The following is a 20,889-nucleotide window of genomic DNA, read 5'->3' as shown; positions in this document are numbered from 1 at the left end:
GCACATGGTCAGGGCCGCCAGCCGGCCTTCGGTGCCGGCGTCCTACACGCCCGCGTACGAGTGCTTGCCGGAGACGAAGATGTTCACCCCGTAGTAGTTGAACAGCCAGCAGCCGAAGGCGAGCAGGGCCAGGTAGGCGGCCTTGCGGCCCTTCCAGCCGGCCGTGGCCCGGGCGTGCAGGTAGCAGGCGTAGGCGACCCAGGTGATGAAGGACCAGGTCTCCTTGGGGTCCCAGCCCCAGTAGCGGCCCCACGCGTCACCGGCCCAGATGGCGCCCGCGATGATCGTGAAGGTCCACAGGGGGAAGACCGCCGCGTTGACGCGGTAGGAGAACTTGTCGAGGGACGCCGAGGCGGGCAGCCGCTCCAGGAAGGAGGAGGCGAACTTGCCCGGCTTGCCGCCGGTCGCGAGCTTGTTCTCGTACGAGTCCTTGAACAGGTACAGCAGCGTGGCCATCGCGCCCACGTAGAAGACCGCGCCGCAGAAGATCGCGGTCGAGACGTGGATGTACAGCCAGTACGAGTGGAGGGCGGGAACCAACTGGTCGCTGGCGGTGTACAAGACAGTGACGGCGAGACCGAGATCGAGGAGGACCGTGGTGATGAGGAACAGCCCCATCCAGCGCACGTTCTTCTTCAGCGCCAGCAGCCCGAGGTACACCCCGACGGCCACCGTGGAGAAGGTGATGTTGAACTCGTACATGTTGCCCCAGGGCGCCCGCTCCACCGAGGCCGCGCGGGCGATGACCCCGGCGAGCTCGATGAGGAAGGCGAGCACCGTGAGGGAGACGGCGATACGCCCGTAGAGGTCGCCCTGCTCGTCCCCACCGTGCGCCCCGGGCCCGTCCGGCACGTCCCGCTGACCGGCGGCGGTCCGTACGACGACCTTCGGCCGCTCCAGTACGGCGGTGGAGCCGCCCTTCTTCACCGTGACCGCCGGCGCCTTCGTGGCCTCCGGCTGGGCGGTGAGCGCGGCGGCCGTGCGGCCGACCTTGCTGCGGCTGCCGAAGAGCCACTCGGCGATGTAGGCGAAGAAGGCCAGCGTGTAGACGGCCATCGCGGAGTAGATCAGCGTGTTGCTGAGGTTCGCGAGATGTTCGTTGGTGGCGGCGGCCAGATCCGTCGCGGCGGCGAGAGTCACTTCTCGGGCCTTTCGGCAGGGACGACTTGGGGGTCGGGGGTGTCAGTGGAGTCTTCGTGCGGTTCGGGTGCTCCGGGAGCCCGGTCATAGAGGGTTTCGGCGAGGGCTCCGAGTTCTTCGGGCACCTTCGCGGACTCGCTGCGGCCGAGTCCCGCCATCTCGACGACCGTGACGCCGTCGTCGCCCTTGACCGCCCGCACCCACACCCGGCGGCGCTGGATGAACAAGGAGGCGGCGAGGCCGAAGATCGCGGCGAGGGCGCCGGCCAGTGCCCACCCGCTGCCGGGCTGGCGGGTGACCTGGAAGTTGGCCCACTCCTCGGTGGACTCGTAGGTGATCGAGCCGGCGCCGTTCGGGAGCTTCATGGTCTCGCCGGGCCGCAGGTTCTCCCGCTGCTGCTGGCCCTTGGCACCCTTGAACTCCTTCAGGTGCGTCTTGTCGAGCTGGTAGACGCTCTGCGGGACACCGGAGTCGACGCCGAGGTCGCCGTAGTAGCCGGCCAGGTTCAGCACCGGGTTGCCCAGCGCGGGGAAGGTGGAGGACACCTCGTTGCCGGGGGTGTAGGTGGGCAGGAAGAAGGCCTCGAAGCCCAGCTGCTGCCGCGCGCCCTTGGCGTCGCGGTAGCCGTCCATGACCTTGACGACACCGGAGGAGGTGATGTTGCTGTCCAGCGGCAGCAGCGGCACGGCGGCGTGGTAGACCACCTTGCCCTTGCCGTCGCGGACCGTGATGACGGGCGCGTAGCCGTGGGCGGTCAGATAGACCTTCGAGTCGCCGATCTCCAGTGGCTCGTTGACCTTGACGATCGTCTTCTTGTCCTTGCCGTACGCGCCCACGCTGTAGGAGACGTCGGCCTGGAAGGTGCGTGCGGTGCCGCGGTTGGGGCCGGTCTTCTCGTAGGTGCCCTGGAAGTCGTTCAGGGTGAAGCTGAACGGGTCGAGGTCGTCCTGGGTGAAGAGGCTGCCGGACTTGAAGTCGTCGTACTGGGTGAGGGTGTTGGAGAACCCGTCGCCCTCGACGATCAGCTTGTTGCCCTCCATCTTGAACAGCTGGCCCCAGGCGAAGGCGATCAGCATCACGATCAGGGCGATGTGGAAGGCCAGGTTGCCGACCTCGCGCAGATAGCCCTTCTCGGCGGCGACGGCGTCGCCCACCTGGTGGGCGCGGAAGCGGCGCTTGCGCAGCAGGGCGAGGGCGGCCTCGCGGACCTGCTCCGGCTCGGTCTCGGTGCGCCAGGTGGTGTAGGCGGGCAGCCGGGTCAGGCGCTTCGGGGCGCCCGGCGGGCGACCGCGCAGCTGGCCGACGAACTGCCAGGTGCGCGGGATGATGCAGCCGATGAGGGAGACGAACAGCAGGATGTAGATCGCGGAGAACCACACCGAGCTGTAGACGTGGAAGAGGCCGAGCTTGTCGTAGAGGTCGCCGAGGGTGGGGTTGTTCTTGCGGAAGTCGGCGACCTTCGTCTCGTCGGTCCCGGACTGCGGGATCAGCGAGCCGGGGATCGCGCCGAGCGACAGCAGCAGGAGCAGCAGCAGCGCGACCCGCATCGAGGTCAGCTGCCGCCAGAACCAGCGGGCCCAGCCGATGACGCCCAGGGAGGGCACGTTGAGGGTGTCCTCGGGCGCGGTGGACAGCTGGGAGCCGGCGGCGCCGAGGTCCTCGTCACCGGCGGGCGGGGTCGGCTCGGTTGTCGTCTTGCTCATCGATCAGATCCCCACAGTGAAGCCGTTGGACCAGGCCTGCATGTCCTGCACGATGCTGTCCCACGCGCCGGTCAGCAGCAGCACGCCGGTCAGGATCATCATGGTGCCGCCGATGCGCATCACCCAGACGTAGTGCCGCTTGACCCAGGCGAAGGCGCCGAGCGCCTTGCGGAAGGCTACGGCAGCGAGCACGAAGGGAACACCGAGGCCGAGGCAGTAGGCGACGGTCAGTATGGCGCCGCGCAGGGCGCTGCCGTCCTGCATGGCGAGGGTCTGCACCGAGGACAGCGTGGGTCCGATGCAGGGCGTCCAGCCGATGCCGAACAGGGCGCCGAGGAGGGGGGCACCGGCGAGTCCGGTGGCGGGCCTGGTGTGGAAGCGGAACTCGCGCTGGGTGAGCCAGGGCATCATCCCCATGAAGAAGACACCCATGAGGATCATGAGGACGCCGAGCACCTTGGACAGGACGTCCCGTTCCTCCTGGAGGGTCTGTCCGAAGTAGCCGAACAGCGCTCCGCCGGAGACGAACACGACGGTGAAGCCGAGAACGAACAGGGAGGCACCGGCAGCCATCCGTCCGCGCCGCGCCTCGGCGAGGTCGGTGCCGCTGACGCCGGTGACGTAGGACAGGTAGCCGGGGACGAGCGGCAGGACGCAAGGTGAGAAGAAGGAGACGAGCCCGCCGAGCAGGGCGATCGGCAGCGCGAGCAGCAGCGCGCCGCTCATGACGGTGTCGTTCTGTCCCACCCCTGCGGCGAGCGTGGTCGCTCCGGTGACGACTGCGCTCACGTCACTTCTCCGCGAGGACGGGCTTGATCATGCCGCGGAGGGTGTCCTCGCTGAGGGCCTGGAGCGCGCGGGCCGCGATCTTGCCGTCACGGTCGATGACGAGCGTGGAGGGGATCAGCTGGGGGTTGAGCGTGCCCTTCTTGAACCGGAGCATCTGCTTGCCCGTGGGGTCGTAGATGCTCGGGTAGGTGATCCCGAACTCCTTCTCGAAGGACTTCGCGAGGGTGGTGCTGGCGTCCCGGGTGTTGAGGCCGACGAACTCGACGCCCTGGTCCTTGACGTCCTGGTAGACGGCTTCGAGGTTCTTCGCCTCGGCCCGGCACGGAGAGCACCAGGAACCCCACACGTTGACGACGAGGACCTTGCCCTTGTAGTCGGCGGTGGACAGCTTCTTGCCGTCGATGCTCTCGCCGGACAGCACGGGTGCCGCGCTCCGCTTGCCCTCTGCGACGGTGTCGACGCCGTTGTTGCCGGTCACGAAGTTGGTGTCGCCGCCACCCCCCGACACTCCGCCGGAGCTGCACGCGGACAGGGTCAGCGCGGCGGCCGCGGCGGCTCCGGTGAGAAGAAGGGCGCGGCGGCGGGTGCGTGTGGTGCGGTTCGGGCGCTGGGGGGCGCTGCTGGCGGCACTCATGTGAAAAGTTTCGCATGCCCGTTCAGGGGATCTTGCGCACCCCCCTCACGGGCGGAAACCCGCATATCAGGCGGCGTTTCCCGAGGTCTCCTTCAGGTAGGAGGCCCAGCCCCCGGCAGGGGTCTGTCCCACGTCGAGCCCGCGCAGCTTCTCCAGCACCTCGGGCTTCTGCACGTCCATCCAGTCGACGAACTGCCGGAAGGAGACGAGGCGTACATCCTCGCCCTTCTCCTTCTCCGCGGCGATGTGCTTCAGGGCCTGCTCGACGGCGTCCATGTAGATGCCGCCGTTCCAGTGCTCGAAGTGGTTGCCGATGAAGAAGGGGGCGCGGTTCGTCTCGTATGCCCGCTTGAAGCCCGATATGTACGCGTCGGCGGACTGCTTGCGCCAGGCTGGGTAGTTGTAGCTGGGCGCGTTGGTGGAGTTGACCGACTGGTTGGCGAGCATGTTGTAGTCCATCGAGAGGACCTCGAAGCTGCGCCCGGGGAACGGGATCTGCTGGAGCGGCAGGTCCCACAGCCCGCCCTTCTTCTCCGGCCACACCTGGCGCCCGCCGGGCGAGGAGGCGTCGTACCGCCAGCCGAGCTCCTTCGCGGTGGGCAGCAGGTTGTCCTGGCCGAGGAGACAGGGCGTACGGCCCCCGACGAGTTCCTTGTCGTAGTCGAAGGGCAGTGACGGCAGGTCGGTCCACCCGGTGTTGGTGCGCCACTCCTTCACGAAGGACTTCGCCTGGTCGATCTCGCTGCGCCACTGCTGCGGCGTCCAGTTGCCGACGCTGCCGTAGCCGCCGCAGAAGTGGCCGTTGAAGTGGGTACCTATCTCGTGCCCTTCGAGCCAGGCGCGGTGGACGTTGGTGAGGGTGGCCTTGACGTGCTCGTCGGTGAGGTAGCCGATGTCGGAGGCGCCGACGGGGTTGTTGGGCGGGTCGTAGAGCCGCTTCTTCGACTCGGGCAGGAGGTAGAGGCCCGAGAGGAAGAAGGTCATGTGCGCGCCGTGTTCCTTGGCGAGGTCCAGGAAGCGCGGGAAGAGGCCGTTGCCGACCTCCCCGGCTCCGTCCCAGGAGAAGACGACGAACTGCGGCGGGGTCTGCCCCGGCCCCAGCGGCTCGGGCTTCGCGGGCTGGCCGGGCTGCTTGCCGGTGTACGAGGTGGAGCCGTCGCCGATGGGGCGGGCGCGGTGGGCCTGGCTGCCGGGCTTGTTGCCGGGGGTGGCGGAACCCGATGCCGGCCTCGGACCGTCTGAGGGGTTGAGCGTCCCGCACCCCGCGAGCCCGAGGGCGGCGGCGCCCCCGACGCCGAGTCCGATGGCTCCCCTGCGGCTGAGAGTGCGCATGGCATCCCCGTTCGTCACGTTCTCTGGTGGTCACCCATTCAGAGGACGTGACGAGCGGGGAGGTTCCCCTCGTTTACAGGGTTTTCACAACAAATGTCACGAACGTGTCATAGGGCTCACGGCTGTCCGTTTTACGCCCCGAAGGCCTTGTCCTTGCCCTTCACCGGCTTGGCGCCCGCCCGCAGATGCGCCGGGACCAGATCGATCGCCGGCTCGCTGTATCCCACGGACACGATCTTGTCGCCCTGGTACGTGAAGGACGTCAGGGACGCCAGCGTGCACTGCCGCTTGCGCGGGTCGTGCCACAGCCGGCGGCGCTCGACGTACGAGCGCACGATCCAGATCGGCAGCTGGTGGCTGACCAGCACCGCCTCGTGCCCCCGCGCCGCGTCCTTGGCGGCGTCCAGCGCCCCCATCATGCGGACGACCTGGTCGACGTACGGCTCGCCCCAGGACGGCTTGAAGGGGTTGACGAGGTGCTTCCAGTTGTCGGGGTTCTTCAGCGCCCCGTCGCCGACGCCGAAGGTCTTGCCCTGGAAGACGTTGTCGGCCTCGATGAGCCGCTCGTCGGTGGCGAGGTCGAGGCCGTGCGCCTTGGCGATCGGCGTCGCGGTCTCCTGCGCCCGCTCCAGCGGGGAGGCGCAGACGTACGTCACGTCCCGCGGGGAGAGGTGCTCGGCGACCCGGTCGGCCATCTGCCGGCCCAGCTCGGAGAGGTGGTACCCGGCGAGGCGGCCGTAGAGGATGCCGTCCGGGTTGGCGACCTCGCCGTGCCGCATGAGGTGGACGACGGTGATGTCGGTGCTGGTGGTCATGCTGCCGTGGCCTCCGCTGCCGCACGGGCCGCCGCCGGGAGGGCGTCGGCGATCTTCTGGACCGCCCGCTCGTCGTGAGCGGTCGAGACGAACCACGACTCGAAGGAGGAGGGCGGCAGATAGACGCCCTGCGCCAGCATCGAGTGGAAGAACGCGGTGAAGCGGAAGGACTCCTGCTTCCTGGCGTCCTCGTAGTCGCGCACCTCACGGTCGGTGAAGAAGACGGAGAACATGTTGGAGGCGGTCTGGAGCCGGTGCGCGACGCCTTCCTTGGCGAGCGCCTCGGTGACGAGCGACTGGATCTGCGCCGACACGGCGTCGACCTTGTCGTACGCCGCCTGGTCGAGCAGCCGCAGCTGGGCGAGTCCGGCGGCGGTGGCGACCGGGTTCCCGGAGAGGGTGCCGGCCTGGTAGACGGGCCCGGCGGGGGCGAGGTGGGCCATCACGTCGGCGCGGCCACCGAAGGCGGCGGCGGGGAAGCCACCGCCCATGACCTTGCCGAAGGTCATGAGGTCGGGGCGGACCCCGTCGATCCCGAACCACCCGGCGCGGCTGGTCCGGAAGCCGGTCATGACCTCGTCGGAGATGTAGAGGGCGCCGTTCTTGGCGCAGGCGTCCTTCAGCCCCTGGTTGAAGCCGGGCCTCGGCGGCACGACGCCCATGTTGCCGGGCGAGGCCTCCGTGATCACACAGGCGATCTCGCCGGGGTGCCGGTGGAAGGCCTCCTGCACGGCTTCGAGGTCGTTGTACGGCAGCACGATGGTGTCGCCGGCCTGGGCACCGGTGACGCCGGGCGTGTCGGGAAGCGCGAACGTGGCCACCCCGCTGCCGGCGGCGGCGAGGAGCGAGTCGACGTGACCGTGGTAACACCCGGCGAACTTGATGACCTTGGTCCGCCGGGTGAAGCCGCGGGCGAGGCGGATGGCGGACATGGTGGCCTCGGTGCCGCTGGAGACCAGCCGCACCTGCTCCAGCGGGTCGATCCGGTCGACCATCTCCTCGGCGAGCGCGACCTCGCCCTCACCGGGAGTGCCGAAGGAGGTGCCGCGCGAGACGGCGTCCTGCACGGCGGCGATGACCTCGGGGTGCGAGTGCCCGAGGATCATGGGGCCCCAGGAGCAGACCAGGTCGACGTACTCGCGTCCGTCGGCGTCGGTCAGCCAGGCGCCCTTGCCGGACACCATGAACCGGGGCGTGCCGCCGACGGCGCGGAAGGCGCGCACCGGGGAGTTCACGCCGCCTGGTGTGACGGCGGCCGCACGGTCGAACAGGGCCTGTGAGGCAGGCGCATCGTATGAATAGGGCGTTTCGCTCATGACCTGCGACTTCTCCGACTTCTCGGACTCCGGTTGCCGACGTTCCTCCTCAGGGTAGGCCAGCCGCCCCGGCTGACCGCGGGCTGAGGTGCGGTGGCATCTGCGAAACTGGGACCTGATACACACAGCTCGTACGGCCCGTGGTGTTCGTCAGGCCGCGAAGATCCTCGTGGGGATCCTGCGGACAGGTGTTTCAACGCACGTTTCGGCGGGCGGCCGTGGGGGAGGTCACTGACACGATGATCGGGTTGCGCGGCCGGGGCCACGCGTCCTAGAAAAGCAGTCGGGTGGAGATATGCATCGCGGTGGCGGACTGGGCGAGGGGACTGACGACCTGGGTCCTCGACGTGCCCGGCGGGGAAGGCACCGACGCGACGCGGAGGAAGCAGCGGAAGCGGCACGCGTACCGAGTGAGTCGGAGCAGGACGAGCGACGTATCGAACGTCGGATCGACCGGCTGAGGGCGGGGAGCAGGAATGGTGGTCGGGTGGGGGTGACGTACAAGTACTTCGGCGCGCCCGACGGCGCGACCGCGGCCCGTGTCCCGATCTCGATGCGCCCCGAGGAACTCGGCGGCGACGAGCTCGGCATGAACGGCATGTTCACCAAGATCAAGCCGGAGACGATGGCCGCGATGGTCCTCACCGGCATAGAAGGCGTTCCCCTGCACCGGGTGCCCCCGCTGGAACTGGTCGTCCTGCACCCGGACTACGCGGTGGTCAAGCTCCCCATGACGGTCGTCGACCCGCTGCGCGGCATCGGCGAGGAAGCGGTGGGCGCGGCGGCGTTCATCTGGTCGACGGTCCCGGACCGGGGCGGCCCGCGGGACGCGTTCAACGTGTATCAGCTGCTGCATGAGTGGCAGGACTTCAGCCACCGCCTCCACGAGGCGGGCCACCAGCCGTACTGCCTGGTGTGGCCCTGAGCCGAGGTCTGCCGCGCTCGGCCACTTCTCCTCAGGGGCTGTCGGTCTGTCCCGCCAGGGCCGCCGCGCCGCCCGTCGTAGGCGGTGCCGGGCAGGGGCCGGCCGGGGCGGAGGCCGTGGTGGTGGGGGCCGGGCTGATCGCTCCGTCGGTGTGCTCGACGAGGGTCAGGCGGACGGCGGCGGTCTTGAACAGGGGCTGTTTGGAGACCGGGTCCCAGTCGGTGACGGTCGTCTCGTTCGCCGCCCGGCCGCCGTCCTTGCCGGGCCGGTCGCCCTCCGCGGTGTCCCAGTAGCCGTAGTGGAACGGCAGGAACACCATGCCGTCCCGGATGCCCGTCACACGCAACCGGCCGCGCAGTGCACCCCGCCGACTGCCGACCTCGACCAGGTCGCCCTCCGCCACGCCGTGCCGCGCGGCCTCCGCGGCGGAGATCTCGACCCACACCTCGGGGGCGGCGGCGTTCAGTTGGGGGACGCGGCCGGTCTTGGTGCGGGTGTGGAAGTGGTAGATCGTGCGGCCGGTGTTCAGCTGCAACGGGTAGGCGTCGTCGGTGGGTTCCTCCGGCGGCTCGTACTCCGCCGGCCTCAGCACCGCCTTGCCGTCCGGGTTGAGCGAGCGGTAGTCGTCCTCGGACATCGGCTCGCCGGTCATCACGTCCTTGCCGTACGACTCGCAGGCATCCGGCGCCGCCCAGGTGATGCCGTCGGTGTAGAGGCGTTCGGTGCCGTCGGGTGCCGCGTCCGTGCAGGGCCACTGGATGCCGCCCGCATCGCGCAGGCGGTCGTAGCTGAGGCCGGTGTAGTCGCAGGGGCGACCGCGGCTGCACTCCTGCCAGGCGCGGAAGGCCGACTCGGGGTCGTGCCAGGGGATCAGCGGGTGGCCGTCCTTGTCCCGGAAGTCCATGCGGCGGGCGTAGTCCAGCAGGATGTCCAGGTCGGGCCGGGCGTCGCCGGGCGGGTCGACGGCCTTCTCGGAGAGGTGGACCGTGCGGTCGGTGTTGGTGAACGTGCCGGTCTTCTCGCCCCAGGTCGCGGCGGGCAGGACGACGTCCGCGAACTGCGCGGTCTCGGTGAGGTACAGGTCCTGGACGACCGTGAACAGGCTGTCGCGGCCCAGGATGGCGCGGATGCGGTGCAGCTCGGGCAGGGACACCGCCGGATTCGTGCCGGAGATCCACAGCAGCCGGATGTCGCCCTCCTCCGCCTTGCCGAAGATCTCCATCGCCGGGGTGGGCGGGGCGTCGTGCGGGATGCGGGACGGCTCGACGTTCCAGACCCGGGCGAGGTCGGCCACATGGTCGTCGTTCTGCCAGTTGCGGAAGCCGGGCAGGTCACCGTCGGCGCCGCACTCACGGGTGTTCTGCGCGGTGGGCTGGCCGTTCATCTGGAGCACCCCGCAGCCGGGGCGGCCGAGCATGCCCCGGATCAGCTGGAGGTTGTTGACCTGGCAGGCGGCGGCGGTGGCCTGGTGGGACTGGTAGACGCCCTGGAGCACGGTGGACAGCAACCGCTCGGCGCCGCCCAGCAGTTCGGCCGCCTCGATGATCTTCGCGGCCGCTACGTCACAGATGCCGGCGGCCCGGGCGGGGGTGAACTCGGCCACTTGCGCGGCCAGTTGCTCGTAGCCGACGGTGTGGGCGTCGACGTAGGCGTGGTCGACGCGGTCGGTGCGGATGATCTCGTGCAGCAGCGCGTTCAGCAGGGCCACGTTGGTGCCGGAGCGCGGGGCGAGGTGGACGGTGGCGTGGCGGGCGACCGGCGTGGGACGCGGGTCGACGCACAGCAGCCGCGGCGGATCGCCGCCCGCCAGCCGGTCCAGGACCCGCATCCACAGCACCGGCTGGGTCTCGGCCATGTTGTGCCCGAACAGGGCGATGACATCGGCGTGGTCGACGTCCGTGTACGAGGCGGGCTGGCCGTCGCAGCCGAAGGTCTCCTTCAGCGACTCGGCGGCGGTCGCCGTGCACAGCCGGGTGTTGCCGTCGAGGTGGCCGGTGCCCAGACCGGCGCGGGCGATCACCGCCAGCGTGTAGTACTCCTCCAGGAACAGCTGGCCGCTGGTGTAGAAGCCGAGCGCGTCCGGCCCCGACTCCGCCAGCAGCTCCCGGGTGCGGGTGACGATCCGCTCCATGGCCAGGTCCCAGGAACAGGGCACGAGGTGGCCGTCCGCCCGGACCAGCGGGGTGGTCAGCCGGTCCGGGGCATGGTTGGCCTGCCAGCCGTACAGGTCCTTCGGGCCCAGCCGGCCATGGTTGACCCGGTCCCCGGCCCGGCCGCGCACGCCCACGATCCGGCCGTCGGCGACCGCGATGTCCATCGCGTCCCCGTTGGAGTGCAGCAGTGACGCCGACGGCACCCACCGCCGCACCCCGTCCGCGGTGACCCCGGGCGCCAGGAAGGAGTCGACGCGCACCGGCCACGCACCGCCGCGGTCATACGGGGTGCGCTCGCCCCAGGGCTGCGCGATCCGGTCCACCTCGGACTGCATGGTCTGCCTCCCGGCGACGAGGAGCGATCAGTTGCGGTCAGCCGTGCCGGTCAGAGCGGCGACATGCCCGGGTCCTCGGGGCGGATGCGGCCGCGCCAGCCGCCGCTGTCGGCGCCGCTCTCGACGTACTCCTTGAAGCGGTGCAGGTCGCCGGAGACCCTGCGGTCGATCACGCCGAGCGCGTCCGCACCGCGCTCGGCCATGCCGGTGGGCTCCACCTCCATCGTGAGCTCCACCTTGGTGTGCATGTCGTCCACCCGCTCGAAGCGGACGGAGCCGCGCTGCCGGGTGTCGCCGCCGATGGAGCGCCAGGTGATCCGGTCGTCGGGCAGCTGGTCGACGATCTCCGTGTCGAACTCGCGCTTGATGCCGCCGATGCTGGTGGTCCAGTGGTTGTGCCGGTCGTCGAGCTGGGTGACCTCCTCGACGCCCTCCATGAACTTCGGGAACTCCTCGAACTGGGTCCACTGGTTGTACGCCCGGTGCAGCGGCACCTCCACCTCGACCGCCTTCTTCACCGTGCTCATGGGTTCCTCCCTGTGTCGCTTCCTTGCGTGCACGGCGCCGAGTACCCGACAGGCGTCGCCTCATCCCGGCGGGGAACTCGGCCGGGGAACCCGGCCGGGGACGAGAGAGGTGCCGATCGTGAACGAGCGCAGTGACCCCGACGACGTCGTGCTCTCCCCGCACGAACGTCTCGCCCTCAGCCGCATGGAAGCGGAACTGAGCGCCGACCGGCGCCTCACCCGCCGTATGCGCCGCCAAGTCCGCCGCCGTGCGCACCGGCTGGTGCGCCCCGGTGCGCGCCGCCCCGTCTCGCGCCGCTGGCTGCCGCTGTCGACGGCGGCCCTGCTGAGCGCGTCGGTGTTCCTCGTCGTCATGGGCGTCCGCACCTCCGAACCCGCCGTGCTGTGGTGCTTCGCCGTGCTGTGGCCGCTGACCCTGCTCCAGGGGTTCCGGCTGCTGTGCCGCGCCACGGAGGACGGGACGGACGCCGGCCCCGGGGCCGCGGGGCCCGGCACACCGTGGCGGTGAACCCGGGGCGGGGGCCGGGCGGTTCGCGGCGCACGGCACGGCTGCGCACCAGCGACCTGAACGGCCCCGGCATCACCCGCGTGCGCTGCGGTCGCGGATTCCGGTACGTCGATCCGGCCGGCCGCGCCATCACGGACGCGGCCGAGAAGGAACGCCTGCGCGAGCTCGTCGTACCGCCCGCCTGGACCGACGTGTGGATCTGCCCGGCCGCCAACGGGCACATCCAGGCGACCGGCACCGATGCCGCGGGGCGCCGCCAGTACCTGTACCACCCGCGGTTCCGCGAGCAGCAGGAGGCGGCCAAGCACCGGCACGTCCTGGAGGTGGTCCCGGCCCTGCCCCGGCTGCGCGAGCGCCTGGCCGCGGACCTCGGCGCCCGGGGCCTGTGCCGGGAGCGGGTGCTGGGCTGCGCGGCCCGCCTGCTCGACCTGGGGTTCTTCCGGATCGGCAACGACTCCTACCGCCGCGACAACGACACCCACGGCCTCACCACCCTGCTCCGCGAGCACACCACCTGCCGGGCGGGCGAGGTGTGCTTCGCCTACCCCGCCAAGAACTCCAAGGACGTGGAGCAGTCGCTCGCCGAGGACGCGGTGTGCCGGACGGTCCGGGCGCTGCTGCGGCGCGGCGACCGCGGCGGCGAACGCCTCTTCGTCTACTGGCAGGGCGGCGCCTGGCACGACGTGCACGCCGGCGACCTCAACACGTATCTGCGCGAGCGCGCGGGCACCGACCTCACCGCCAAGGACTTCCGCACCTGGCACGCCACCGTGCTCGCGGCGGTCGCGCTCGCCGTGGCGCAGCCCGTCGCGGCGGAGTCCCGCGCGGCCCGGACCCGTGCCGTGAACCGGGCCGTCCGCGAGGTGGCCGGGTACCTGGGCAACACCCCGGCCGTCTGCCGCGCCTCGTACATCAACCCCAGGGTCGTCGAGCTCTACGAGGAGGGCCGCACGATCGCCGCGTCCCTGGACCGTCTCGGCGCGGACGTCCGGTTCGGCGAACCGGCCACGCAGGGAGCGGTGGAGGAGGCGGTGCTGCGGCTGCTGCAGAACCGCGATCAGTGACAACCACGAGACAGGAGACGGCCATGAACGCCGACGCAGGACTCCGGGGGCCGTACTGGCTCGAGACCGCCCCGCCCGGCACCCCCGCGCCCCCGCCCGCCGGCGACCTCAGCGTCGACGTCGCGGTGGTCGGCGGCGGTATGGCGGGACTGAGCACGGCCTGGGAACTGGTCCGGGAGGGCCGCGAGGTGGCCGTGCTGGAGGCCGGCCGGCTCGCCGCCGGGGTGACCGGCCGTACGACGGCGAAGCTGACCGCCCTGCACACCCTCGTCTACGACCGGCTGCGCCGCACGCGCGGCGCCGAGGGGGCGCGGCTGTACGCCCGTTCGCAGACGGACGCCATCCGGCACGCCGCGGAGATCGTGGCGGAGCTGGGCGTCGACTGCGACTGGGAGGAGGCGGCGGCGTTCACGTACGCCGAGGACGCCGCCGGCGTCGACGAGTTGCGGTCCGAGGCGGCGGCGGCACGCGAGGCGGGACTCGCCGCCTCCTTCGTCACCGGCACGGAGCTGCCCTTCCCGGTGGCGGGCGCGGTACGGGTGCCGCGGCAGGCACAGTTCCATCCCCGCAAGTACCTGCTGGCACTCGCCGACGACCTGCGCCGGCGCGGCGGCACGGTGTACGAGGAGACGCGGGTCGTCGCGCTCACCGAGGGCGAGCCGTGCGTCCTGACGACCGACGCCGGGGTGAAGGTGCGGGCGAACGACGTGGTCGTGGCCACCCACTACCCCGTGTTCGACCGGGCCCTGCTGTTCACCCGGCTCTCGCCCCGCCGTGAGCTGGTGGTGGCCGGGACCATCGACGCGAGCCGCGCCCCGCGCGACATGTACATCACGCCGGAGAGCAACACCCGCTCGGTGCGCAGCGCGCCCTACGGCGACGGCCGGAGCGACGACGTACGGCTGCTGATCGTCACCGGCGAGCACTTCACCCCCGGCACCGCGGACGTCGACAAGCGTTTCGCCCGGCTGGCGGAGTGGGCCGACGACCGCTTCCGCGGGCTGACGCTGACCCACCGCTGGGCGACCCAGGACAACGACTCCACCGACTCCGTGCCCCTCGTCGGCCCGCTCCACCCCGGCAGCCGGCACACCTACGTGGCCACCGGGTTCGGCGGCTGGGGGCTGAGCGGCGGCATCATGGCGGGCCGTCTGCTCACCGACCTGATGGCGGGCCGCGAGGTCGCGTGGGCCGGCCTGTACGACCCGCGGCGCCTCGGGTCCGTCGTCCGCGAGGGCGTGTCCTTCCTCAAGCACCAGACGCAGGTCGCCCGGCACTTCGTCGGCGACCGGCTGCCGCCCCTGTCGGGGCCCGCTCCGGAGGACCTCGCGCCGGGCGACGGCGCGGTGCTGCGGGTGGGCGGCCACCGCTGTGCCGTGCACCGGGACGCGGACGGCCGGCTGCGGGCGGTGTCGGCGAACTGCACGCACCTCGGCTGTGTCGTGGCCTTCAACCACGCGGAGCAGGCCTGGGAATGCCCCTGCCACGGCTCCCGGTTCGCGCCGGACGGCAGCATCCTCCAGGGTCCGGCCGTACGACCGCTGGAGCAGCGCGACATCTGAACGCGGCCGACGCCCACGACCGTTTTCAGGCGCCCCAGGAGGGAACTCGGTCGCCATCTCGACAAGACAGAAAGAAGTTGAACCGCCGTGACCGCGCCCACCGTCCAGAACGACCCGGCCGACGTCCTCCGCGTGGCGAGGACAGGCTGGCGCAAGGCCCGCGCCGTACGCGACAAGGGCGTACGCACCTGCCTCTCCCCCGTCGACGACGGGAGCCGCCCGTCCGCCACGGACAAGAGCGGCGAGTGGAACATCGTCCGCGGCGACGACTGACCGAGGACCGACCGAGGGCCTCCCCGGCCCGGAGGAAACCGTGAAGGCACTCGTCATCAACTGCACCCTCAAGCAGAGCCCCGAGCCCTCCAACACCGAGGCCCTGGCCGAGGTGGTCGGCGAACGGCTCCACGAACACGGCGTCCAGGTCGGCACCGTCCGGGCCGTCGACCTCGACATCGCGCCCGGAGTGGTCACCGACGCCGGGGACGGCGACCAGTGGCCCGGCGTGCACGACCGGCTCCTGGACGCGGAGATCCTCGTCGTCGCCTCCCCCACCTGGCTGGGCCGCCCGTCCTCGGTCGCGCAGCGCGTCCTGGAACGCATGGACGCGATGATGAGCGAGACGGACGACGAGGAGCGCCCCGTCGCCTACAACCGGGTGGCGGGCGTGGTCGTCACCGGCAACGAGGACGGCGCCCACCACGTCATCAGCGAGATCTCCGGAGCGCTGGCGGACATCGGCTACACGATCCCCGGCCAGGCCTGGACGTACTGGCATCTCGGCCCCGGACCGGGCCCCGACTACCTGGACGAGGAGAAGGGCCGCGACTGGGCGCACAGCACCGGACGCGCCATGGCCGACAACCTCCACGGCGTCGCCCGCGCCCTGGCGGCCCGGCCGCTGCAGGCACCGGGCTGACCGGATCGAGCCCCGAGGTACCCACCTCCTCGGGGCTCTGTCGGCCCCGACGAACCCCACCGGCCCCATCACCCCGCAGGAGACCCATGACCCCCACCACAGTCGGCTGCCCCGCCCCCGCCGACCCGCGCCGCTGCTGGGTCCCGCGGGGCGTGTACGCGCCGCAGGCCGACACCCGGCTCCTGGGGCGGGCTCTGCACCGGGAACCGATCACGGGCCGGACGGACGTCCTGGACCTGGGGACCGGCAGCGGGGCCCTGGCCGTCGAGGCGGCGCGGCTCGGCGGCCGGGTCACCGCGGTCGACATCTCCTGGCGGGCGGTCGCGACCGCCTGGTTCAACGCCGTGCTGAACGGCCAGAGCCTGCGCGTCCGCCACGGCGACCTCGCCTCGGCGGTGCCCGGCCGCCGCTTCGACCTGGTGCTCGCCAACCCGCCCTACGTGCCCGCCCCCGACGCCGCCCCGCCCCGCGGCATCGCCCGCGCCTGGGACGCCGGCCCGGACGGCCGGCTGCTGATCGACCGGGTCTGCGACTCCGCGCCGACGGTGCTGCGGCCCGCGGGCGCCCTGCTGCTCGTCCACTCGCACCTGTGCGGCGTCGACGCCACGCTGGCCCGCCTCACCGAGGCCGGTCTGCACGCGGAGGTCGTCGACCGCACCCGGCTGCCCTTCGGCCCGGTGCTGCGCTCCCGGCTCGGCTGGCTGCGCGACCGGGGCCTGGTGAACGGCGACCCGACCGAGGAACTGGTGGTGATCCGTGGCCGTTCCGTCTGAACGCCCCCGCCGCGTCCGTGTCCAGCGCGACGGGCCCCTGCTGATCGAGGGGCCGGTCGAAGTCGTCGACGAGCACGGCCGGGTGACGGTGTCCGACCGTTTCGAGGTGGCCGTCTGCACCTGCCGCCGCAGCCGCCTGTACCCGTGGTGCGACACCAGCCACCGCCGCCGCGAGCGCCGCGGCGACAAGACCGGCGAAGGCGGCCCGGCATGACCGGCGACTCCCGGCACCGGCCCCCGCCGCTCCCCGCCCCCCGGGGCCCGCTGTCCGCCGCGGTGCGAGCCGCCCTCCTGGGCGCGCCGGCCCCGGCGGCCATGCCGGACTCCGCCGCCTGCGACCCCTACGACGACGACCTCCAGCTCGCCCTCTACACCCTCTACGAGCTGCACTACCGCGGCTTCCGGGACGTCCCCGACACCCTGGAGTGGGACAGCGGCCTGCTCGCCTTCCGCGCCGCCCTGGAGGACCGCTTCCGCACCGCCCTGCGCGAGGACGTACCGGCCACCGACACCACCGCCGCCGACGCCCTCGACGAGCTCCAGGTCGAACCGACCGGCGATCCCGACGGCACGAGCGTGTCGTACTTCCTGCGCGACGAGGGCACCCTCGACCACCTGCGGGAGTACGCGGCCCTGCGCTCGCTCTACCACCTCAAGGAGGCCGACCCGCACGCCTGGGTCCTCCCCCGGCTGTACGGGCGGGCCAAGGCGGGGATGGTGGCGGTGGAGTTCGACGAGTTCGGCGCGGGCCGCCCGGACGAGATCCACGCGGAACTGTTCGCCGCCCTGATGGCGGACCTGAACCTGGAGACGGCGTACGGCCACTACGTCGACGCGGCCCCCGCCGAGGCGCTCGCCACCGTCAACCTGATGTCCCTGTTCGGCCTGCACCGGGCGCTGCGCGGCGCGCTGGTCGGTCACTTCGCCGCCGTGGAGGTGACCTCCTCCCCCGGCTCCCGCCGTCTCGCCGAGGCGCTGCGCCGGGCGGGGGCGGGGCCGGCGGCCGTACGGTTCTACACCGAGCACGTCGAGGCCGACGCCGTGCACGAGCAGGTCGTACGGCAGGACGTCGTCGACGGTCTGCTGGCGAGCGAGCCGGACCTGGACGCGGACGTGGTCTTCGGCGTCCGCGCGACCACGCATCTGGAGGACCGCCTGGCCGCCAGGCTGCTGGGAGCCTGGCGGCAGGGGGCGACGGCACTGCGCGCCGCGTGACGGCGCGCCCGGGACGGACGCTAGGCGAGCGCGCGTGCCAGGCGTCGCCGGGCAGGCGGGAATTTGATGACAGGCCCTAGGACGCCGGCCCGAACACCGGCGGCCGCACGTCGTCCCCCGCGGGCCCGACGTCCCCCTCCGCCCAGGCGGGGTCGTACGCGCAGGGGACGCTGGCACCGCCGATGAAGTACCCGCGGTCCGGGAACCACGTGAAGGACATCCGCTCGTCGCCGCCGTCCCGCTGCACGAACAGGCTCCAGTCCTGCCCGTCCGTGCCCTCCCGGTAGGACGTGATCTCCCAGCCGTCGTCCTTCAGCCGCTCGTGCAGCCGCCGCAGCCCGGGCACGGCCTGGCTCGCCGGCACCCGGTCCAGGGCCCAGTCGTGGCTCATCGTGTAGGCGCCGTCGACGGTCTTGTCGTCCAGGCCCAGCAGGCCCCCGTCGTAGCAGAAGCCGGAGTCGAAGGTGTTCTCGGTGCTGACCCCGACCTTCTCGACGCCCGGCGGCACGGTCCGGGTGAACCCCAGGACGCCGTACGCCTCCTGGGACCGTTCGAAGGCCCGATCGGCCATCTCCTCGGGCGCGACGCGGGGATAGTCGGGCGACCCCGCCGAGCCCCAGGCGAGCCCGACGAACAGCACGACGACGACACCGAGCAGGGCGACCAGCGCGACACAGCCGCAGCCGAGCGCGCCGGCGGCGGAGGGGCGGGAGGAGGAGTCGTTCGAGGCCATGCCGGAACGCTAGGCCGCCGCGGGGGCGCGCCGGATGGGCGCGATCACTCGCTCCGGTCTGGGTACGGGTACTCATTCGGCGCGTTGGCGCGTTCGGCGAGTTCGACTCGTTCGACTCGTTCACTTCGTACCGTCGGTCCGCGGCACCGCCGGCGCCACCGCCACCGCCACCACCGCCCGCACCGACGCCCTCCATGCTGCGCGCGAGGGAAAGCCGCCGCAGGCCCGTTCAGGCCCCGCCCCCCACGGTGAACCCGATCGCCATCCCGCCCCCGTCCCGCCGCACGGCGAACGGTGCCCCGCCGTGCGCCAGCGCCACCTCCCGCACGATCGACAGCCCGAGCCCCGACCCGGGCAGCGACCGTGCGTCCGCGGCCCGGTAGAACCGGTCGAAGACCCGCATCAGATCCTCGTCCCCGATCCCGGCCCCCCGGTCGAGGACCTCCACCCGCACCACGCCCGCGCGGGCCGGCCCGGACACCCGGATCTCGACCGGCGCCCGCCCCTCCCGGTCGAACTTCACCGCGTTCTCCACGAGGTTGGACACCGCCCGGGTCAGCATCCCCGGCCGCCCGTCCGTCGAGGTGTCCCCGCTCGCCCGCACCAGGATCTCCCGCCCGGTGCGCCGCCGGGCCACCCCCGCCACGTCCTCCGCGATGTCGGCGAGGTCGACCCGCTGCGGCGGCTCGGTGTCGGACTGCCCGGCCGCGAGCTCGACCAGCTCGTTCACCAGATCGGTGAGTTCACGCGCCTCCTGCCCGAGGTCCGCGACCAGTTCCTCCCGCGTCTCCGGAGGCAGCTCGTCGATCCGCCGCAGCAGCGAGATGTTGGTCCGCAGCGAGGTCAGCGGCGTCCGCAGCTCGTGCCCGGCGTCCTGCACCAGCCGCCGCTGGTCCTCCTCCGACTGCGCGAGCCGCCCGAGCATCCGGTCGAAGGCCCGCCCGAGCCGCCCCACCTCGTCGTATCCGGTGACCGGCACCTGCACCCCGAGCCGCCGGGTACGGGCGACGTCCTCGGCGGCGGAGGTCAGCACGACCAGCCGCCGGGTGATCCGCCGGGCGAGCCACCACCCGAACAGCCCGGCCCCGACCACCACGGCCGCCATGAGGATGAGCGTCCGCTGCTGAAGCGCCTGCAGCAGATCCTCGGTGTCGCTGAACTCCTGGGCGACCTGCACGGCCCCCCGCCCGCCCCCGAGCGACACGGTGGCCACGCGGTACACGTCGCTGCCGACGTCGACGTCCTTGTGCTGGGTCAGCTCCCCGGCCGCCCCGGCCCCGGCGATCTCCCGGTCGCCGCCGGTCACGGGCAGCCCGGGACTGCCGGGATCGACGACGGACCCGTCGGCCCCCAGCACCTGCACATCCGTACGGGCAGGCCGCACCAGATCGTGTCCGGGCGCCGACGAGGAGAAGTCCTCCGGCGCCATCCGGTGCTGCCGCACCTCGTCCCGCAGGTCCTGCACGACCTCGTCGAACACGGACTGCTGGTCCACCCGCACCAGCCGGGCCGCCGCGCTGTACGACAGGATGCCGACGAGGACGGTGACGGCGGCGGTGACCGCCGCGAAGGAGACCGCGAACGTGGTTCCCAGGGACACCAGCCCGGGCCGCCGCCGACGCAGCAGCCGCGCGAGGCGCCCCACTCAGTCCTCCCGCAGCACGTACCCCACGCCGCGCACGGTGTGGATCAGCTGCGGTGCCCCCGGCTCGTCGAGCTTGCGGCGCAGATAGCCGACGTAGACGGCGAGGTTCTTCGAGCCCGGCCCGAAGTCGTAGCCCCAGATCCGGTCGTAGATGGTCGAGTGGTCGAGCACGATCCCGGCGTTGCGGACCAGCAGCTCCAGCAGCTCGAACTCGGTACGGGTCAGCTCCAGCTCCCGCCCGTTGCGCCAGGCCCGCCGCGCCTGCGGGTCCATGCGCAGCCCGGCGGCCTCCAGGTACCGCTCCGCCGCGACCTTCTGCGCCACGTCGGCGGCGGCCTCCGCAGTCCCGTTCGCGGCGCCGCCGGCACCCGGCGCGGCGGCGGCTCCGCCGGTGCCCGGTCCCGCGCCCCCGGTCCGCCGCAGCAGCGCCCGCAGCCGCGCGAAGACCTCCTCCACGTCGAAGGGCTTGAGCACATAGTCGTCGGCGCCCGCGTCCAGCCCGGCGATCCGGTCCTGGGTCTCCACGAGCGCCGTCAGCATCAGGATCGGCGTCCGGTCGCCCTCGGCCCGCAGCACCCGGCACACCTGGAGCCCGTCGATCCCGGGCATCATCACGTCGAGGACCAGCACGTCCGGCGGGGTGCGGTGGGCCTGCGCGAGCGCCTCGACCCCGTCGGCGACCGCGGTGACCCGGTAGCCCTCCAGGGTCAGGGCGCGCTCCAGCGCATGACGGATGGCGCGGTCGTCTTCGGCGAGCAGCACGGTCTGAGGCACGCCTCCATACTGCCAAGGCATCCGCCGCTT

Annotated in this window: 21 protein-coding genes; 9 read left to right on the top strand and 12 right to left on the bottom strand. The window is 72.0% G+C overall.

Annotated features, from left to right (window positions below; all coding sequences use genetic code 11):
- Positions 1-42 precede the first annotated feature (42 nt).
- The 7 genes from ccsB to hemL all read right to left on the bottom strand — a co-directional run bounded on the left by ccsB (position 43) and on the right by hemL (position 7,729).
- On the bottom strand, positions 43-1,140 hold the full coding sequence (gene ccsB, locus DI272_RS26865) for a c-type cytochrome biogenesis protein CcsB (RefSeq protein ID WP_109497816.1): 1,098 nt from the start codon (positions 1,138-1,140) through the stop codon (positions 43-45).
- The gene (locus tag DI272_RS26860) at positions 1,137-2,843 is read right to left on the bottom strand and encodes a cytochrome c biogenesis protein ResB (RefSeq protein WP_109497815.1); all 1,707 of its coding nucleotides are present in this window, start codon (positions 2,841-2,843) and stop codon (positions 1,137-1,139) included. The genes ccsB and DI272_RS26860 overlap by 4 nt, the downstream gene beginning before the upstream one ends.
- Positions 2,844-2,846: 3 nt before the next feature.
- Complete coding sequence (locus DI272_RS26855; RefSeq protein ID WP_109501056.1) at positions 2,847-3,569, bottom strand: cytochrome c biogenesis CcdA family protein; 723 nt, start codon at positions 3,567-3,569, stop codon at positions 2,847-2,849.
- 64 nt (positions 3,570-3,633) lie between these two features.
- Positions 3,634-4,266 (bottom strand): TlpA disulfide reductase family protein, encoded by a 633-nt coding sequence (locus DI272_RS26850; RefSeq protein ID WP_109497814.1) that lies wholly within the window; start codon positions 4,264-4,266, stop codon positions 3,634-3,636.
- A 66-nt stretch (positions 4,267-4,332) separates the two neighbouring features.
- On the bottom strand, positions 4,333-5,598 hold the full coding sequence (locus tag DI272_RS26845; protein ID WP_109497813.1) for a hypothetical protein: 1,266 nt from the start codon (positions 5,596-5,598) through the stop codon (positions 4,333-4,335).
- A gap of 131 nt (positions 5,599-5,729) precedes the next feature.
- The gene (locus DI272_RS26840) at positions 5,730-6,413 is read right to left on the bottom strand and encodes a histidine phosphatase family protein (protein WP_109497812.1); all 684 of its coding nucleotides are present in this window, start codon (positions 6,411-6,413) and stop codon (positions 5,730-5,732) included.
- The gene (gene hemL / locus DI272_RS26835; protein WP_109497811.1) at positions 6,410-7,729 is read right to left on the bottom strand and encodes a glutamate-1-semialdehyde 2,1-aminomutase; all 1,320 of its coding nucleotides are present in this window, start codon (positions 7,727-7,729) and stop codon (positions 6,410-6,412) included. The genes DI272_RS26840 and hemL overlap by 4 nt, the downstream gene beginning before the upstream one ends.
- A gap of 295 nt (positions 7,730-8,024) precedes the next feature.
- On the opposite strand from hemL, the gene DI272_RS26830 reads away from it, so the two are divergent.
- Positions 8,025-8,654 carry a hypothetical protein gene (locus DI272_RS26830; protein ID WP_181387320.1) on the top strand — a complete coding sequence of 210 codons (630 nt, stop codon included), beginning with the start codon at positions 8,025-8,027 and terminating at the stop codon, positions 8,652-8,654.
- A 31-nt stretch (positions 8,655-8,685) separates the two neighbouring features.
- Here DI272_RS26830 and DI272_RS26825 read toward each other — a convergent pair whose 3' ends face one another.
- Both DI272_RS26825 and DI272_RS26820 read right to left on the bottom strand, forming a co-directional pair.
- Positions 8,686-11,142, bottom strand: coding sequence for a molybdopterin oxidoreductase family protein (locus DI272_RS26825; RefSeq protein ID WP_109497810.1), 2,457 nt, complete (start codon positions 11,140-11,142; stop codon positions 8,686-8,688).
- A 50-nt stretch (positions 11,143-11,192) separates the two neighbouring features.
- Positions 11,193-11,669 carry an SRPBCC family protein gene (locus DI272_RS26820; protein ID WP_109497809.1) on the bottom strand — a complete coding sequence of 159 codons (477 nt, stop codon included), beginning with the start codon at positions 11,667-11,669 and terminating at the stop codon, positions 11,193-11,195.
- Positions 11,670-11,787: 118 nt separating this feature from the next.
- Here DI272_RS26820 and DI272_RS26815 point away from each other — a divergent pair, with 118 nt between their 5' ends.
- The 8 genes from DI272_RS26815 to DI272_RS26780 all read left to right on the top strand — a co-directional run bounded on the left by DI272_RS26815 (position 11,788) and on the right by DI272_RS26780 (position 17,707).
- On the top strand, positions 11,788-12,177 hold the full coding sequence (locus DI272_RS26815) for a DUF3040 domain-containing protein (protein ID WP_258314687.1): 390 nt from the start codon (positions 11,788-11,790) through the stop codon (positions 12,175-12,177).
- Positions 12,168-13,241 carry a DNA topoisomerase IB gene (locus DI272_RS26810; protein ID WP_375138071.1) on the top strand — a complete coding sequence of 358 codons (1,074 nt, stop codon included), beginning with the start codon at positions 12,168-12,170 and terminating at the stop codon, positions 13,239-13,241. The genes DI272_RS26815 and DI272_RS26810 overlap by 10 nt, the downstream gene beginning before the upstream one ends.
- A gap of 23 nt (positions 13,242-13,264) precedes the next feature.
- Positions 13,265-14,803 carry an FAD-dependent oxidoreductase gene (locus tag DI272_RS26805; RefSeq protein WP_109497807.1) on the top strand — a complete coding sequence of 513 codons (1,539 nt, stop codon included), beginning with the start codon at positions 13,265-13,267 and terminating at the stop codon, positions 14,801-14,803.
- 87 nt (positions 14,804-14,890) lie between these two features.
- On the top strand, positions 14,891-15,076 hold the full coding sequence (locus DI272_RS26800; protein ID WP_109497806.1) for a hypothetical protein: 186 nt from the start codon (positions 14,891-14,893) through the stop codon (positions 15,074-15,076).
- Between the two features lie 40 nt (positions 15,077-15,116).
- On the top strand, positions 15,117-15,719 hold the full coding sequence (locus DI272_RS26795; protein WP_109497805.1) for a flavodoxin family protein: 603 nt from the start codon (positions 15,117-15,119) through the stop codon (positions 15,717-15,719).
- Between the two features lie 86 nt (positions 15,720-15,805).
- Positions 15,806-16,492, top strand: a complete 687-nt coding sequence (locus DI272_RS26790) for a HemK2/MTQ2 family protein methyltransferase (protein ID WP_109497804.1) — start codon at positions 15,806-15,808, stop codon at positions 16,490-16,492.
- The gene (locus DI272_RS26785) at positions 16,476-16,706 is read left to right on the top strand and encodes a CDGSH iron-sulfur domain-containing protein (protein WP_109497803.1); all 231 of its coding nucleotides are present in this window, start codon (positions 16,476-16,478) and stop codon (positions 16,704-16,706) included. The genes DI272_RS26790 and DI272_RS26785 overlap by 17 nt, the downstream gene beginning before the upstream one ends.
- Positions 16,703-17,707, top strand: a complete 1,005-nt coding sequence (locus DI272_RS26780; RefSeq protein ID WP_109497802.1) for an iron-containing redox enzyme family protein — start codon at positions 16,703-16,705, stop codon at positions 17,705-17,707. The genes DI272_RS26785 and DI272_RS26780 overlap by 4 nt, the downstream gene beginning before the upstream one ends.
- 76 nt (positions 17,708-17,783) lie before the next feature.
- On the opposite strand, the gene DI272_RS26775 is transcribed toward DI272_RS26780, so the two are convergent.
- The 3 genes from DI272_RS26775 to DI272_RS26765 form a co-directional block, all read right to left on the bottom strand.
- Positions 17,784-18,440: a hypothetical protein gene (locus DI272_RS26775; protein WP_109497801.1), complete on the bottom strand. Its 657-nt coding sequence runs from the start codon at positions 18,438-18,440 to the stop codon at positions 17,784-17,786.
- Between the two features lie 229 nt (positions 18,441-18,669).
- Entirely contained in the window at positions 18,670-20,085 is a 1,416-nt protein-coding gene (locus tag DI272_RS26770) for an ATP-binding protein (protein WP_109497800.1), read from the bottom strand.
- Complete coding sequence (locus tag DI272_RS26765) at positions 20,086-20,859, bottom strand: response regulator transcription factor (RefSeq protein WP_109497799.1); 774 nt, start codon at positions 20,857-20,859, stop codon at positions 20,086-20,088.
- Between the last annotated feature and the right edge of the window lie 30 nt (positions 20,860-20,889).

The organism is Streptomyces sp. Act143 (assembly GCF_003143935.1).
Taxonomy (GTDB): Bacteria; Actinomycetota; Actinomycetes; order Streptomycetales; family Streptomycetaceae; genus Streptomyces.
The sequence above is the reverse complement of the archived record's forward strand: the minus strand, read 5'-3'. Positions and strand labels throughout refer to the sequence as shown.

Excerpts from the sequence above, each read along its gene's own strand:
- DI272_RS26860 (WP_109497815.1), bottom strand. The coding sequence starts at position 2,843 with ATGAGCAAGACGACAACCGAGCCGACCCCGCCCGCCGGTGACGAGGAC.
- DI272_RS26855 (WP_109501056.1), bottom strand. The coding sequence starts at position 3,569 with ATGAGCGGCGCGCTGCTGCTCGCGCTGCCGATCGCCCTGCTCGGCGGG.
- DI272_RS26850 (WP_109497814.1), bottom strand. The coding sequence starts at position 4,266 with ATGAGTGCCGCCAGCAGCGCCCCCCAGCGCCCGAACCGCACCACACGC.
- DI272_RS26845 (WP_109497813.1), bottom strand. The coding sequence starts at position 5,598 with ATGCGCACTCTCAGCCGCAGGGGAGCCATCGGACTCGGCGTCGGGGGC.
- DI272_RS26840 (WP_109497812.1), bottom strand. The coding sequence starts at position 6,413 with ATGACCACCAGCACCGACATCACCGTCGTCCACCTCATGCGGCACGGC.
- hemL (WP_109497811.1), bottom strand. The coding sequence starts at position 7,729 with ATGAGCGAAACGCCCTATTCATACGATGCGCCTGCCTCACAGGCCCTG.
- DI272_RS26830 (WP_181387320.1), top strand. The coding sequence starts at position 8,025 with ATGCATCGCGGTGGCGGACTGGGCGAGGGGACTGACGACCTGGGTCCT.
- DI272_RS26825 (WP_109497810.1), bottom strand. The coding sequence starts at position 11,142 with ATGCAGTCCGAGGTGGACCGGATCGCGCAGCCCTGGGGCGAGCGCACC.
- DI272_RS26820 (WP_109497809.1), bottom strand. The coding sequence starts at position 11,669 with ATGAGCACGGTGAAGAAGGCGGTCGAGGTGGAGGTGCCGCTGCACCGG.
- DI272_RS26805 (WP_109497807.1), top strand. The coding sequence starts at position 13,265 with ATGAACGCCGACGCAGGACTCCGGGGGCCGTACTGGCTCGAGACCGCC.
- DI272_RS26790 (WP_109497804.1), top strand. The coding sequence starts at position 15,806 with ATGACCCCCACCACAGTCGGCTGCCCCGCCCCCGCCGACCCGCGCCGC.
- DI272_RS26780 (WP_109497802.1), top strand. The coding sequence starts at position 16,703 with ATGACCGGCGACTCCCGGCACCGGCCCCCGCCGCTCCCCGCCCCCCGG.
- DI272_RS26775 (WP_109497801.1), bottom strand. The coding sequence starts at position 18,440 with ATGGCCTCGAACGACTCCTCCTCCCGCCCCTCCGCCGCCGGCGCGCTC.